Raw genomic sequence first — 15110 nt, 5'->3', positions numbered from 1 at the left:
GTACAAATAGATTCAAGCGCTGGTCTGGCGCCCGGCCACCTCATCCAGGGAGACTCCGAAGATCTCCGCCAGCTGGATGAGATTGTCGTAAGTGGGATTGGCCCGGCCCAGCTCCCACTTGGTGACCGAGGGCGTGGTGAGCTGCATTTTGGCGGCCAGTTCCGCCTGGGTCATGCCGGCGGCCTCCCGCAGCTGCTTGATGTTGTTTGCCATTAGAAACCTCCTTCCTGAAATGCTTGAAACATACACCTCTCCGTGATAAAATTGCCTTGTAGTTTATTTGTTTTTCCACGGAGGCCGACAGGGGTTTGGCTCCCGTTATATTTGGGGACCTCTGTTGCCCTGCGGTTTCTTGCCTATGGGTAAATAATAAACTCGATATTGCGCATTGTCAATATAAAAACTCGATATTGCGCATTTTTGCATAAACTGCCCAAATTCAGAATAGGTGTGGTCGCCCATGAATGTTGAAATATTTGTGCAAAATGTAAAACACTTTGCGACGTTAAAAGGCGTAAGCCCGACAGCTGCTTGTAAAGAGAGTGGCGTTGGTACTAGTTTTTTACCGGATGTTAAGCGCGGCCGACAGCCATCTATTGACAAATTCGAGCGATTGGCAAGTTATCTCGGAACAACCGTCAGTGAATTGCTTGGTGAGGCCGATCCCGGCCTGGGAGGCCCGCCGCAACGTTACCTGGTGATGCGGTTCAACGGCCTATCCCCGGAGAGCCAGGACAAGATCATGACCTTCCTGGAGTACTTGGTGGCAGAAGAGAGTAAAAAAAATGTGTCCGATTCGGACACAAAAGGAAATAAATAAGCGGGTGGCTTATTGTGAAAGTTGATCCTAATCAATTTGATTACGTAATGTATGTAGACGCCTCTGGAGATGATGGCTTTGCCTTTGAGCGGGGAGCGACGATTTGCTATGCCGCCGCTGCCTTTTTGGTGAAGAAAGAAGATATCGCCCACAATCTTGAAATTCTGAAGCAGATTAAGGCGATTGTCGGTTGCAATGAAAAAGACGAAGTGAAATATTCAAGGATCAGGCGGCACCGCAGAGGGGCTGAGGCCCTCGGACTGCTGAGAGATGCAAAAGGACAGTTGTCCTGTCAGATTGTGTTCAAAAAGGAAGTTGACCAGGCGAAGTATCAAGGGAATAAACATCTTTCGATTCTCTGTCATTTGATGGCCCTTCGGTCTCTGGATAAATATTGCCTGGAAGAAGACTCAAAGATTCTAATTGCAATCGACCGAATGAAGAACACAGAAGAAGTCCCATTAGCAGATGTCTTTGACCACATAAAAAGCCAGAGAAAAAGGCACTATACCGAGCAGATTGTCTTTCGTGACTCAAAAGATGCAAATTTTCTGTTGATTCAAATTGCAGATCTTCTGTGCGGTGCAATAAGAGAACATTTTGAACAATATGAAACTCTCGAAGATATGCTCTATTTTAAAACTCTCTGCCCTCTTTGTGTTAAGGCTGCTCTGGCTCATAAAAGGATACAGCCACTCTGCAAAAATGGAAAACGCAGGGCCTTAAGTGTTCTTGCATCAAAAAGCCTGAAATACATTCTTCCCCTGTTTCCAATCCACACAGAAAGCGAGTTGCGGGAGTATCTTACAATGGAGCCGGTTAAGATGGTTTACAGGCACGTATACATGACTTGCGAGAGAAAAAAATAACAGAGCTGGAACCTTTCCTCCCAGGTGTGCCTTGCGGCATTTTACACCCTGCCCCGATTGCGGAACGTTCCAGCTCTGTTAAATGATATGTTTCCCTACAGGAAATATACCATACATAAACACGGGAATTCAATGCAGAAGTTGCACAAATTAGAGCAACTGATTTTCAAAAAAACAAACAAAAATTTTGATACACAGGTGGAAAATTTCAAACTTTGACATCAATCTGAATACATGGTACAATATTTACGGATTGAGGAAGTATCTGAGCACTGCGTATAGCAGGCATAGTATCTGCGTATCATTGTTTTATCTCGCCGAAGGGCGATTAGGGCGGAGTAAGTTAGGGAGGACTGGCACGAGACAAGGGACAAGTGCGCCACTGGCCTTGCCAGCTCCGGACAGCCTGATAAAAATTGGCAGTGTTTTGACATGGAATTGACACTGTTTTGCGCTTGCAAAACTCCGGAAAATTTGGTAAAAAAGAGGTAGATTGATTTTTGTGCGTACTCTGCTGAAATGCGGGGGGCGGAATGGGAAGCCGATCCGTTCGCGGTTGACGCATTGCACACGTTGTTAGGTTTGTACGTATGAGCAGGGGGAATATTCTGCCCTGTCCCTGTTTGAAATTTCCCCCATTGGGGGATGTTGATTGGGAGAGTGCCGAAGTGTAGCCAAAAGCGCAACTGGACGCCGTGTCCGTGCCGTGCTACGATAAGATCGATGTTAGGTCAGATTTTGTAGGTCAGATTTTGCACCCGGAGGGAGCAGTATGCCCGCCGCCCGGAGACCTGCCAGATCAGAAACCCCAAACGGACAACTGAATAGATCATAAGGTCCGAAAACGAGAGAAGTTTTCGGGCCTTTTTGTATTGATCACACCAACATGACCGACAAAGGAGAGGCCGCCTGTGACGTCCTCGCAGCGCCAAAACCGAAGAGACCAGTATGCGCCATGGTCCAGGGGGATCTTCCCGCTGGAGGCGCCAAAAGGAGAACATGATGAAACACCGAGACATGACCACAAGTTTTTATCGCATCTCCGGGCCGGGGAGTCTTCCGGCCGGCGCGGCGCTCGGCAGAGCCGCAGCCACCATCCGCATCATTCCTGCCCCGCTGCCGGGGGCGGACATCCGGGCGCCGGCAGAGCGATCTGCACCTCACCCCAGGGCGCGCGCCCGCCGCGGGAGATCGTCTCCCACCCGCTTCCAGCGGGGCTGCGGCATTCGTGCTCAACACGTATTACAATCAGAGACAGGCTTGTTGATCTGGCGGCTCTCGGCCGGGAAAACATAGCTGTATCAGGGCTTTGACGGTTCCTGATGCACTGTGCGGCCGGAGGATTTTTCAGAAATTCGCCGGAAACAGCCCCACAGCGCCATTGGGTGAGCTGCGCCCTTTATGAAGAAAGGACGGCAGTATGTCGAAGTATTATCTGAACCTGATCAACCAGCTGAACCGCCTGTACCGGCATAACCGGGCGGGCAGCTACCGCACCCGCGCCCGCTACTATGAGGCCATGCAGCGGTTCTGCCGCTTCCTGGCAGAACGGTATCATCTGGAGCGCCTGGCCAATATCGGACCGAAGCACCTCGTGGCGTATGTGGCCTTCCTTCAGGAGAGCGGCAAGTCCCCCTCCACCATCAAGACGGACCTGGCCGCCATCCGCTTCTTCCATGACCTGATGGCGGCGCCCCGGCACCAGCTGCCGGACAATGGAGATCTTCTGCTGCAGCGGCGCACCTTCGGCGGCGTGGACCGCACCTGGAGCCGGGAGGAGTTCCAGCGGATGCTGGCGGAGGCACTGCGCCTGGGCAGGGAGGACTACGTGACGATCCTCTATCTGGCCCGGTATGCGGGCTTGCGCATCCATGAGTGCTTCCGGATTGACACCGCCACGGCGGAGCAAGCCATCCGGGAAGGGGCCATCACCATCAAGGGCAAGGGCGGCCTTGTCCGGACGGTTCCGCTGCATCCTATCCTGGTGAGCCGGCTGGAGCTGGCCCTGCAGGCCACGCCCCGCGGGCACAAGCTCTTTGTCCCGGATGGCGTCCAAACTCATACAGCCATCCAGCAGCTGCAATCATTTATTCGTACACATCGTCCCGGTGCGCAGGACACTGGGTCAGCCCGGCCCATGACCTTCCACGGCCTCCGGCACACCTGCGCGGCCGAGTGGTACCAGGAGCGGATCGCCGCCGGCGCCACGCCCTACGAGGCCAGGAAGGCGGTTTCCCAGCTTTTGGGCCACGGCCGGGACGATGTGACGAGGATCTATCTTGCTTCCCTCCAGGAGCCTCGTACAGCGGCACCCTTGTCCGGCGCTGCCGCCCCCTTTAAGATGGACGGACAGGAGGGGGGACGGTAATATGCGTATCAGCGAGGCATACTGGGTGGATCGGTATCACCGCTGGCAGGTCAATGTCCAGAGAGACGGAAAGCGAAAGACCTTCACGAGCACGCTCACCGGCCGAAAAGGGAAGCTGGAGGCGGAGCGCAAGGCCGACCGCTGGCTGGAAGATCCCACCTCAGCGGAGACGGTTCAAGTTGGCCGACTGCTGGATCAGTATGAAGAGTATTTGAAGGGAACAAAATCAGCCGGCCATGCCTCCCAGTATTGCGGCTTCATCCGGCTGTACATCCGGCCTGTAATTGGCTTGATCCGGATTAACCGCCTGACCGAAGGAGACTTGCAGGACGTGATCGACCGGGCATACGCCAGCAGGAAGCTCTCAGCCAAAACGCTGCGGGATATCCGGGGCTGCATGATGGGCTGGCTGAAGTGGTGCCGGCAGCATGGCAAAACCAGACTGTACCCGGAGACGCTGGCGATTCCTGCTGGCGCCAAACGGCCAGAAAAGCGGATCGTCTCACCGGACGGCATCATAACACTCTTCCGCTCTGATATGACCACCTGGCGCGGCAAGCCGGTGCAGGACTGGTATATCCATGCCTATCGGTTCGCGGTCATCACGGGCCTCCGCCCCGGGGAGCTGACCGGCCTGGAGGACAAGTCCGATATCAAGGGCAGCAAGGTCATTGTGCGGCGCTCCATCAATGTCCGCAGGGAGATCACCCAAGGCAAGAACCACAACGCCCAGCGGACCTTCCAGCTTCCGGAGATCGGCATGGAAGAGGTCAAGGCGCAGCGGGCCATGCTGAAGGAAGCAGGCATGATCTCCCCCTATCTGTTTCCCGGCCCAGACGGCGGTCCGTTGGTGAACAAGAACTTCATCCGAGCCTGGAAGCGGTATTGCCGGGCGAACGGGATTCCGGAGACCACCCTGTATGAACTCCGGCATACCTATGTCTCTATCAACAAGGAGATGCCGGAGGGCCTGAAGAAAATGGTCATTGGCCACAGCCGGGACATGGATACCGAGGGTACTTATGGCCATGTCATGGCCGGTGACCTGCAGAAAGCCGCAGATTACACGGGACAGGCCATCAAGTCAATCCTCGCCAAAAAATAAAAGTGTGTACTTTGGTGTGTATCAGAAGAACGAGAAACCCCCTGGAACCTTACGGTTCCAGGGGGTTCAGATGGTGGAGACTACTGGACTCGAACCAGTGACCTCCTGCGTGTGAAGCAGGCGCTCTAACCAGCTGAGCTAAGCCTCCATACGGATATGTGATTTTTGAGGTCCCATAAGACGCCGCACGACGGCGTCCTATGGGATGGTGACCCGTACGGGATTCGAACCCATGTTACAGCCGTGAAAGGGCCGTGTCTTAACCACTTGACCAACGGGCCGGTTGGAGAAACCACGAAGCGCCGAAGCGCTTCATGGGATTCTCTGGTAGCGGCACCTGGATTTGAACCGGGGACACTGCGGGTATGAACCGCATGCTCTAGCCAACTGAGCTATGCCGCCGAATAGCTAACCCGAACGGGCACAAATTACTATACCAGAACGGGGCCTCCATTGTCAAGAGATTCTTTCTAAAAAAATGAAAAAAATCGGACGGCCGCCGGGACCGCAGATGTGCGCCGGACAGAGCCGCCCGGGCGCAGGATCAGGACGCCCCGCCTGCGGGGACAGCTGCCGGGAGAGTGCATCCCCGGAGCGGGACCTGCGGCTGCGGAGGCCGGACAGCCGCTGCGGAGCCGGCGGGCACAGTGCCTCAATCCTGGGACTGATACTTCTTCAGCATGCGCCAGAGCGTTCCCCGGCTGATCCCCAGCTTTGCCGCCGCCTGGGTCCGGTTCCCGCGGCACTCCTGCAGCACCGCACGCAGCGTTTCATAGGGAAGGTCGATCCTGGCGTGGGAGGATCCGGGAAGAGGGATGGCCACCTGAGGCTCCGGATCCGGAGAGCAGGAGGTGTCCAGCAGGTGGGCCAGAAGGTCGGACACGGAGGTCCCGGGCTGATAGAGGACCACCAGCCGCTCACAGAAGTTCCGCAGCTCCCGGATGTTGCCGCGCCATGGGCGGTCCTGCAGCAGGCGGAAGTCGGCCTCGCTCAGCTCCAGCGGCGTGGTGAGCCCCTCCCGGGCCTGGAACTGGCGGATGAAGCCCTGCACCAGCAGGGGGATGTCCTCCCGCCGCTCCCGCAGGGCGGGGAGATTCAGCTGCAGCACGTACAGGCGGTAGTACAGATCGCTGCGGAACTTTCCGGCATGGACCAGGTCCTCCAGATTCTTGTTGGTGGCCGCGATGACCCGGATGTTGATGGGGATGATGCGGTTGTCGCCCAGGCGCATGATCTCCCGCTCCTGCAGGACCCGCAGCAGGCGGCCCTGGAGGCCCAGGGGGATCTCCGAGATCTCGTCCAGGAAGATGGTGCCGTTGTGGGCGATCTCGAACAGGCCGGGCTTTCCGCCCTTGGCGGCACCGGTGAAGGCACCTTCCACATAGCCGAACAGCTCGCTCTCCAGCAGATTTTCCGGCAGGGCCGCGCAGTTCAGAGCCACGAAATTGTTCTCGGCCCGGTGGCTGAAGGCATGGATGCTCTGGCTGATGAGCTCCTTGCCGGTGCCCGTCTCGCCCACCACCACGATGTTGGAATCCGTCAGGGCGTAGGCCTTGGCCTCCTGAATACACTCCAGCATCCGGGGGCTGCGGGTGATCAGGTGGTCAAAGGAGTATTTTGCCTGATGCCCCTTGTAGTGGAGCTTCTTCCGCAGCTGATCCTCCGTGGTCTGGATCTGGGCGGCATTCAGCAGAGAGACGACCCGGCCCACGGGAGCGCCGTGCATGGTCAGGCTGCGGGTCTTGACGGACAGGTGGGTGTTTTTGTATTCGATGATCTCATCCGTGTTCTCCGCCGCAGAAACGATCCGATTCAGCGTGGGTGTGGAGAACACGGTGGAGGCCGGCTTGCCCAGGTACTGCTCCCGCTGGGAGAGCTGGAGGATCTGGATGGCCGCCATATTCAAAAAGGAGATCTGCCGGTTGCGGTCGATGGCCACCAGCCCCTCATAGGCGTTGTCCAGCATGGTCTGAAGGCTCAGGGCCTTCTCCCGCTCCACGATGCTGATCTTGGCCTGCTGTTTGGCCTCGGAGATGGCGTTCCAGAAGGCCTCCCGCCCGGAGGAGATCAGCATGGAGGTCAGGCCCATCTCCTCTGCCAGACGGCAGCCGGTGCTTCCGCCGATGACGACTTTCTTGCCGTCCCGGGCGGCCTGCTCCACGCATTTGCGGATCTCCGGCACGGAGTTTTCCGGGAAGCAGTAGGGCGTCACATCCACATTCAGCTGCCGGGCCAGCTTTTCCACGCCCAGGATCATGTTCTGGGTGCCCAGGACAGCCGCCGGCACCGAGCCGTATTTCTGCCGCAGCTGCAGCAGCATGTTCACGATGTCCGTGCCGTTGATGATCAATTCGATCACCGGGACGGAGAGCGCGTTCCGGCACAGATCCAGATAGGTGGCGCCCCGGACGATCATGGCGTCGCAGTCCGGCATCTGAGGCAGCAGCTCCTGGGTGGTGGGCGCCACGATGATCTCCAGAGAGTAGTCTGTGGAGTCCCGCTGCTGCAGCCGCATCTGAGCGGTGTGCTCCTGAAACACCTCCTGTGCCAACGACGCCATGCTGGCATATGGAATGACGATGGCGATCCGAACCATAACACCCCTCCTGTTTCTGACTGTTCTATAGAACGATCATAGCAAACACATTTTTGGCCGTCAAGAGGGAAAAATCGCTGTGTATAAAACAAAATTAAACGGGTTAAACGATATTTTAAACACTTGAAACAATATTTGACGAAACCGCCAAAAACATTGACTGGAATTTGACGATACTTTCGGCGAACATTCAAAAACACTTTCCCCAAATTTAAGCAATATGAAAAAAGAATTTTAAAATATGCCGGATCGCCGGGATTGGCACGAAAGTTGCTCTATAGACGGGCAAACAGACAGAGAGGATGTGACCACATGGAACAGAAGGTCCTGATCCCTTCGGACATTTCCCAGCCGGGAAAGGACTATCTGCGGGAACGCGGGTACGTCATCAAAATGGGCCGGGGGATCGATGAACAGACCATTATGGAAGACGCTGCAGACTGCGATGCGCTGCTGGCCCGGAACGAGCATATCACACGTGGGATCATGGAGGCGGCGCCTCATCTGAAGGTCATCAGCAAGCACGGCGTCGGCCTGGACAAGATCGATCTGGACGCGGCGAGAGACCTGAACATCTGGGTGACCAACGGCCCCCTGTCCAATACGGTGGCGGTGGCGGAGCACACCATGATGCTGATCCTGGCCTGCGCCAAAAAGCTGGTCCTTTTTGACAAGGCCATTCGGAACGGGGATTACGAGATCCGCAACCGGGTCAAGGGCATGGATCTGGAGGGCAAGACCCTGGGCCTGCTGGGCCTGGGCAAGATCGGCCACATGGTGGCAAAGAAGGCCATCAACGGCTTCGGCATGAAGGTGCTGGGATATGACCCCTTCCTGCCGGCGGACCGGTGGGACCCGGAGGTCCGGCGCTGTGAGACCATGGAGGAGATCTTCTCCGGCAGCGATATCGTGTCCATCCACATGCCCTCCACACCGGAGACCCGCAACAGCGTGGACGCTCGGCTGATCGGCATGATGAAGCCCACGGCCTATCTCATCAATGCGGCCCGGGGCGACCTGATCCGGGAGGAGGACCTGATCGAGGCACTGAAGAACAACGCCATCGCCGGCGCGGGGCTGGACGTGTATCCCGCCGAGCCTCCCAGCCCGGAGGACCCGCTGTTCCAGCTGCCCAACGTGGTGGTGACGCCTCACAACGCGGCGCTGACCATTGAGACCACGGACCGCATGGGCCTGCACGCTGCCATGGGCATCGACGAGGTACTCTCCGGCAAGCAGCCCACCTGGCCGGTGGTGGTGCCCAAGGGACCGAGGGTGTAAACAGATTTCGGAGGTGAGAACGGATGAAAAAACTCATGCAAAACAAAGAAATGTTGGTGGGTGTCATCTTCCTGGTGGTCGGCATCGCGTATTTCGCGCTGGCTTTCACGATCCCAAGCTATGACGCTTACGGTGGGTCCTCTGTAGTGGACTCCTCGTTCCTGCCCAAGGTAGTGGGTGTGCTGCTGATCCTTCTGAGCGTTTTGCAGCTGGTCTTTGCTTCCAGAACCAGCAAGAGCGCCCCTGCGGCAGAGGCCCCCGCCGCGCCCGCGGAGACGGCTGATGAGAACGGCGAATTCAAGGTGGAGGACTGGGACGACGATGCCGCCAACCGGAACGCCGACACCAAGGCCCTGGTGGCGATCTTCCTGATCCTGATCGTCTACATGGCGCTCATGTCTGTTTTGGGCTTCATGATCTCCTCGGCGCTGTTCCTGTTTGCCACCATGATGCTGCTGACGCCGAAGCAGAAGCGGAAGCTGCCGGTCATCATCATTCTCTCTGTTGTGGTGGCCGTCGGCGTCTATTACCTGTTCGTGTACGGCCTGGATATGGTCCTGCCGACCGGTATCATCGGATAAAGGAGGGCGTGATAAATGGAACTTTTTATTGACGGTCTTGCGGCGATCGCATCGCCGGAAACCCTGGTGCTGATGATTTTGGGAACGATTGTCGGCATCATCTTCGGCTCTGTTCCCGGCCTGACGGCAGTGACCGGCATCGCCCTGTTCCTGCCGGTGACCTACAGCCTGGGCCCCATCAAGGGCATGGCCCTGCTGATCGCCATCTACATCGGCGCCGTGTCCGGCGGCCTGATCGCGGCGATCCTCATCAACATCCCCGGCACGCCGGCCTCGGTGGCCACCTGCTTCGACGGAAGCCCCCTTGCCAGAAAAGGTCAGGCCTATAAAGCGCTGGGCGTCGGCACGGTGTTCTCCTTCCTGGGCACGATCTTCGGCATCCTGGTGCTGGTCTTTGTCTCTCCGATCATCGCGGACTTCGCTCTGAAGTTCGGCCCCGCGGAGTATTTTGCCGTGGCGATTTTCTCCCTGACGCTGATCTCCAGCCTGTCCGGCAAGTCCCTGGTCAAGGGCCTGATCTCCGCGGCGCTGGGCATCGTGTTCGTCACTGTGGGCGCGGCTCCCATCGACGCGGTGGACCGCTATACCTTCGGCTTCTCCGGCATGCGGGGCGGCTTCGACATCCTGACGGTCCTGGTGGGGCTGTACGCCATCTCAGAGATCCTCAGCACCGCCGCCAACAAGAAGCAGCTCATCGCCGGCTCCGGCCAGGTGATGCAGTTTAAGGGCAAGGGCTTCGGCTTCACCCTGAAGGAATTCCTGAGCCAGAAGGTCAACTTCCTCATCGCGGCCCTGATCGGCGTGGGCATCGGCATCCTGCCCGGCATCGGCGGCGCCACCTCCAACATCCTGGCCTACTCTGTCATCAAGAACAAGTCCAAGTATCCCGAGAAGTTCGGCACCGGCATCATCGACGGCGTCGTGGCCTCCGAGACTGCCAACAACGCCACCATCGGCGGCGCCATGGTCCCCCTGCTGACCCTGGGCATCCCCGGCGACGCAGCCACCGCCATGCTGCTGGGCGGCCTGATCGTCCACGGCGTGCAGCCCGGACCCCTGCTGTTCACTTCTCACCCCGACGTGGTCTACAGTATCTTCGCCTCTATGTGCGTCGCCTCCGTCATGATGATCGTTATCCAGATGTTCGGCCTGCGGCTGTTTGCCAAGGTCCTGAAGGTGCCCAAGTACTATCTGATGCCCATCATCATCGTACTGTGCATCATCGGCGCTTTCGCTCTGAACAACCGGATGTTCGACTGCTGGTCCATCATCTTCTTCGGCCTGGTGGGCTATGCCATGGGCAAGCTGGATATCCCGCTGCCTCCCATGATCATGAGCTTCGTGCTGGGCGAGACAGTGGAGACCAATCTGCGCCGCGCTCTGATGTACTCCAACAACGATCCCAGCATCTTCATCACGTCCCCCATTTCCTGCGTGTTCCTGGTGATGGCCGCCATCTCCATCGTACTGACGGTCCGCAAGCAGCTGAAGGATCGCAAGGCCGCCGCCAATTCCTGATTTGGATACACGGCAGATGCTGTTCAAACATGAAAAGAAAGGAAGTCTCGAAATGAAAAACTGGAAGAAATTGTTTGCCCTTCTCTCTGCCATAGCAATGATGTGCACGCTCCTGGCGGGCTGCAATGGCGGCTCTGACACGACGGATGACGGCGGTGCCTCCACGGACGAGGGCGGCACCGACTGGCCCACCAAGTCCATCAATATGATCGTGCCCATGGGCGCCGGCGGCGACACGGACTTTAATGCTCGTACGTATGCAATGTATCTGGAGGATGTGTTGGGAGAGACCGTGGCCGTTACCAACATCACCGGCAACGGCGGCGCCCTGGGCTCCGAGGAAGTGAAAAATGCCGCTCCCGACGGTTATACCTGCCTGTTCTATCACACCTGCCTGAATATCAACCAGGCTACCGGCATCGCCGACTACGGCTCCGAGGCATTCGACGTCGTCGCTGTCGTTGGCGAGAGCTCCGGCGAGGCCGTTGTGGTCCGCGCCGACGCCCCCTATGACACCATGGAGGAGTTGATTGAATATTCTCAGGCACATCCGCAGACCGTGAAGATCGCCGCCAACACCGGCGCCACCTCTCACTGGGCCTCCGTCGTGCTGAACGTGGAGGAGGATGCCCAGCTGAACATCGTCAACGCCTCTTCCTCCGCCGAGCGCGTCGCCTCTCTGCTGGGCGGCCATGTGGATGTTATCATCAACCCCATCGGCACCGTTCAGGACTATGTGACCTCCGGCGACTTCAAGTATCTGGGCGTCACCACCTCCGAGCGGCTGGACTATCTGCCCGACGTTCCTACCTGCCTGGAGCAGGGCGTGAATATGTCCTATGACCTGACCTATTATGTGCTGTTCCCGAAGGGCGTGGATCCTGCAATCACTGAGAAGTTTGCGGAAGCCTTCAAGACGGTTTCTGAGATGCCTGAATATGCAGAGGCCATCAAGACCGCCTACAACCAGACCCCGCTCTTCATGGACACCGAGGAGTCCATCGCCTACATCCAGGAAGAGAACGAGAAGATGATGGCCTACGCCGACTACTTCAAGTAAGACACTCTGACCAGCTTTCCCCTCGGCGGCAGGTCCGGCCGAAAACCGGCCGGGCCTGCCGTTCTTCTACCCCTATATCGTTCAACAAGGAGGAATTTCCATGTATAACGCACACAAGATCACTGACAAGGTAGCCGCCGGCAAGCTGGCGCTGGGTTCCCATGTGGGCTTCGACAGTCCCTTCGTCACGGAGATGATCGCCGGCTGCGGCTTTGACTTTATCTGGATCGACGGCGAGCACAGCGCCATCGACCGCAAGGACATCCAGAACCACCTGATGGCCTGCCGGGCTGCCGGTGCCGCCGGTATCGTCCGGGTGCCCTGGAACGACCCCGTCATCATCAAGGCCATCCTGGACATGGGCGCAGACGGCATCGTGGTGCCTATGGTCTGTTCCCTGGAAGAGGCCAAGCAGGCTGCCGCCGCCACCCACTATCCCCCCGCCGGCATCCGGGGCATGGGCACCCGCCGGGCGGTCAACTACGGCATCTGGGACAAGAACGCGTACGTGGCCGACACGGACAAGTACATCCTCACCATCGTCCAGATCGAGCATATCGATGTGGTGAAGGACCTGCCGGAGATCGCCAAGCTGCCTGGCATCAGCGGCTTCGTGGTGGGCCCCAACGACTTCACCATGAGCATGAACACCCCGGAGCGGACCTACACCGTCAATGACCCCGAGGTGCTGGAGCAGTTCGACAAGATCGGCGAGGCCCTGGCCGGCACCGGCAAGCTCTTCGGCGTGTCCGGCGCCTGCAGCGAGAAGTTCATCCGGGACTGGACCCGCCGGGGCGTCAACTTCATGTGCATGAACTTCGACTTCAACTACATCGTCAGCGGCGCCAAGAACGTGATGCAGACCTCCCACACCATCCTGGACCAGCTGGAGAGGGCGTATTGAGATGGAGCTGCTGACACGGGAACAGCTGGACGCCCTGGCCCAGTTCGACACCCCCACTATCTGCAACGCCATTGAGGGCTTCGGCGTCCGGAGCCGGACTGAGGGCTTCACCCGGCCGGAGCTGCGGATGCGCGCCGCCATGAGCGACAAGGCCATGGTGGGCTACGCCCGCACCGGCGTCATCTCCGCCCGGCAGCCGGCCACGCCGGCCCACAGCGCCGTGATGGAGGCGTATTACCGCCAGTATGAGGACTTTGACCTGCCCATGGTGGCGGCCATCCAGGATCTGGACCGGGTGCCGGTGGGCTCCTTCTGGGGCGACGTGCAGGCCACGGTCCACCGGGCCCTGGGCTGCATCGGCGTCATCACCGACGGCGGCGTCCGGGACATCGAAGAGGTAAAGAAGGTCGGGTTCTATCTGTTCTCCAAAGAGGTGCTGATCTCCCACGCCTACATCCACATGGTGGAGGCCGGCACGGCGGTGGACATCTGCGGCATGACCGTCCGCCCCGGGGATCTGATCCACGCGGACGCCCATGGGGCCATCGTCATCCCCCAGGAGATCGCCGGACAGCTGGCGGAGGCCTGCGTCCGGGCCATGGATGCCGAGGAGGCCCTGAAGGGGCCCTGCCAGGCCGCCATCGCCCGGGGGGAAAAGGTCACGGCCAAGCAGATCATGGAGTGGCGGGGCGAGATGCAGCGCCGCCGGGCGGCCATCGCACCCCAGAGATAAACCAAACGCAGATTGAAGGAGGTCTTTCCCATGAAATACACAGTCGAATCCCTGCGGCAGTTCGGTATCCAGGTGGCGGAAAAGGTGGGCATGTCCCACCAGGATGCTGAGACGCTGCTGAAAAACCTGCTGCTCAGCGATATGCGGGGCGTCCGCTCTCACGGCATGACCCGGCTGGGCGGCTACGTGACCCGCATCGAGCGGGGCTGCACTTCCGCCACGGCCCAGCCCACCATCACCATGGACAGCGGCGCGGTCTTCTCTATGGATGGAAACAACGGCATGGGCTCCACCATCGGCACCGCCGCCATGCAGGAGTGCATCCGGCGGGCCAAGGAGTACGGCGTCAGCTTCTGCACCGTGAATCACGCCTCCCACTACGGCTTCGGCGGCTTCTACGCCATGCAGGCCGCGGCGGAGGGCATGATCGGCTTCAATATCTGCAATTCGCCCGCCCTGGTGGCCCCCTTCGGCGGCGCCACCGCCATGCTGGGCACCAACCCCATGACGGTGGCGGTGCCCTCCGGCAAGTACCCGGATCTGGTGCTGGACATGGCCACCAGCACCGTGGCCAAGGGCAAGATCGCCCTGGCCATGAAAGAGGGCAAGTCCATTCCGGACAACTGGGCCCTGGCCCCGGACGGCAGCCCCACCACGGATCCCGTCGTGGCCAACAAGGGCGCCCTGACCCCGCTGGGCGGCGCCAAGGGCTACGCCCTGGCCCTGATCATCGACGTGATCTGCTGCTGCCTCTGCGGCGGCAACAACAGCCGGCAGATCCCCCGGATGTTCGAGGACCCCAAGGAGCCCTCCGGCGTGGGCTACTTCATGGGCGCCATCGACATCGGCCGCTTTGTGGATCTGGAGACCTTCAAGGCCCGGACTGACGCCATGTACGATGAGCTGAAGGCCGCCCCGGCGGCCCCGGGGTTCCAGGAGATCATGATCCCCGGCGAGATCGAGTACCGCTCTACCCAGAAGGCGGAGGCAGAGGGCATCGATATCAGCCCCGCCATCGAGAAGGAGTTCCAGGAACTGGCCGGAAAGTACGGCGTCTCCATGGATCTGCTGCAGAAGTGCTGAGACAGAGACCCACACCGTCCCCCGGCCCTATACGGCCGGGGGACAACCAAGTTAGGAGGAACAACCCATGAAGATCGTGATTTTGGACGGCTATACGGAGAACCCCGGGGACCTGAGCTGGGGCGAGCTGGAGAAGCTGGGCGAGCTGACGGTGTATGACCGCACCAGCCTGACGGACGAGGAGGAGATCAT

Annotated in this window: 13 protein-coding genes, 3 tRNA genes and 1 pseudogene; 12 read left to right on the top strand and 5 right to left on the bottom strand. The window is 58.9% G+C overall.

Going from position 1 to position 15110, the window contains the following annotated elements; genetic code table 11:
• Positions 1-12: 12 nt before the first annotated feature.
• A complete protein-coding gene (locus H9X91_RS09040) occupies positions 13-213 on the bottom strand; it encodes a helix-turn-helix transcriptional regulator (RefSeq protein WP_204804482.1) in 201 nt (66 codons plus the stop codon).
• A 247-nt stretch (positions 214-460) separates the two neighbouring features.
• On the opposite strand from H9X91_RS09040, the gene H9X91_RS09035 reads away from it, so the two are divergent.
• The 4 genes from H9X91_RS09035 (at position 461) to H9X91_RS09020 (ending at position 5162) form a co-directional block, all read left to right on the top strand.
• Positions 461-820: a helix-turn-helix domain-containing protein gene (locus H9X91_RS09035; RefSeq protein WP_204804480.1), complete on the top strand. Its 360-nt coding sequence runs from the start codon at positions 461-463 to the stop codon at positions 818-820.
• A gap of 14 nt (positions 821-834) precedes the next feature.
• Positions 835-1689: a DUF3800 domain-containing protein gene (locus H9X91_RS09030; protein ID WP_204804478.1), complete on the top strand. Its 855-nt coding sequence runs from the start codon at positions 835-837 to the stop codon at positions 1687-1689.
• Between the two features lie 1420 nt (positions 1690-3109).
• The gene (locus H9X91_RS09025) at positions 3110-4057 is read left to right on the top strand and encodes a tyrosine-type recombinase/integrase (protein ID WP_204804476.1); all 948 of its coding nucleotides are present in this window, start codon (positions 3110-3112) and stop codon (positions 4055-4057) included.
• A gap of 1 nt (position 4058) precedes the next feature.
• Positions 4059-5162 (top strand): tyrosine-type recombinase/integrase, encoded by a 1104-nt coding sequence (locus tag H9X91_RS09020; protein ID WP_204804474.1) that lies wholly within the window; start codon positions 4059-4061, stop codon positions 5160-5162.
• Between the two features lie 71 nt (positions 5163-5233).
• Here H9X91_RS09020 and H9X91_RS09015 read toward each other — a convergent pair.
• The 4 genes from H9X91_RS09015 to H9X91_RS09000 all read right to left on the bottom strand — a co-directional run bounded on the left by H9X91_RS09015 (position 5234) and on the right by H9X91_RS09000 (position 7758).
• Positions 5234-5310, bottom strand: a tRNA-Val gene (locus H9X91_RS09015).
• 58 nt (positions 5311-5368) lie between these two features.
• Positions 5369-5443 (bottom strand) — tRNA-Glu (locus H9X91_RS09010).
• 44 nt (positions 5444-5487) lie between these two features.
• Positions 5488-5564: transfer RNA gene (locus H9X91_RS09005), tRNA-Met, on the bottom strand.
• Between the two features lie 250 nt (positions 5565-5814).
• Entirely contained in the window at positions 5815-7758 is a 1944-nt protein-coding gene (locus tag H9X91_RS09000) for a sigma 54-interacting transcriptional regulator (protein ID WP_204804472.1), read from the bottom strand.
• 312 nt (positions 7759-8070) lie between these two features.
• Here H9X91_RS09000 and H9X91_RS08995 point away from each other — a divergent pair, with 312 nt between their 5' ends.
• From H9X91_RS08995 to H9X91_RS14430, 8 genes and pseudogenes are all read left to right on the top strand, one after another.
• Positions 8071-9039 (top strand): hydroxyacid dehydrogenase, encoded by a 969-nt coding sequence (locus H9X91_RS08995; RefSeq protein ID WP_204804470.1) that lies wholly within the window; start codon positions 8071-8073, stop codon positions 9037-9039.
• 35 nt (positions 9040-9074) lie between these two features.
• Positions 9075-9620 carry a tripartite tricarboxylate transporter TctB family protein gene (locus H9X91_RS08990; protein WP_204804468.1) on the top strand — a complete coding sequence of 182 codons (546 nt, stop codon included), beginning with the start codon at positions 9075-9077 and terminating at the stop codon, positions 9618-9620.
• Positions 9621-9635: 15 nt separating this feature from the next.
• On the top strand, positions 9636-11138 hold the full coding sequence (locus H9X91_RS08985) for a tripartite tricarboxylate transporter permease (protein ID WP_204804466.1): 1503 nt from the start codon (positions 9636-9638) through the stop codon (positions 11136-11138).
• A 52-nt stretch (positions 11139-11190) separates the two neighbouring features.
• Positions 11191-12198, top strand: coding sequence for a tripartite tricarboxylate transporter substrate binding protein (locus H9X91_RS08980; protein ID WP_204804464.1), 1008 nt, complete (start codon positions 11191-11193; stop codon positions 12196-12198).
• 100 nt (positions 12199-12298) lie between these two features.
• Positions 12299-13102: an HpcH/HpaI aldolase family protein gene (locus H9X91_RS08975; protein WP_204804462.1), complete on the top strand. Its 804-nt coding sequence runs from the start codon at positions 12299-12301 to the stop codon at positions 13100-13102.
• Between the two features lies 1 nt (position 13103).
• Positions 13104-13835 (top strand): RraA family protein, encoded by a 732-nt coding sequence (locus H9X91_RS08970; RefSeq protein WP_204804460.1) that lies wholly within the window; start codon positions 13104-13106, stop codon positions 13833-13835.
• 30 nt (positions 13836-13865) lie between these two features.
• The gene (locus H9X91_RS08965) at positions 13866-14918 is read left to right on the top strand and encodes an Ldh family oxidoreductase (protein WP_204804458.1); all 1053 of its coding nucleotides are present in this window, start codon (positions 13866-13868) and stop codon (positions 14916-14918) included.
• A 67-nt stretch (positions 14919-14985) separates the two neighbouring features.
• A pseudogene (locus H9X91_RS14430) lies at positions 14986-15110 on the top strand (D-2-hydroxyacid dehydrogenase); the annotation flags it as partial.

This window comes from Oscillibacter valericigenes, from assembly GCF_016902445.1.
In the GTDB taxonomy this organism is placed as follows: Bacteria; Bacillota; Clostridia; order Oscillospirales; family Oscillospiraceae; genus Oscillibacter; species Oscillibacter avistercoris.
The sequence above is the reverse complement of the archived record's forward strand: the minus strand, read 5'-3'. Positions and strand labels throughout refer to the sequence as shown.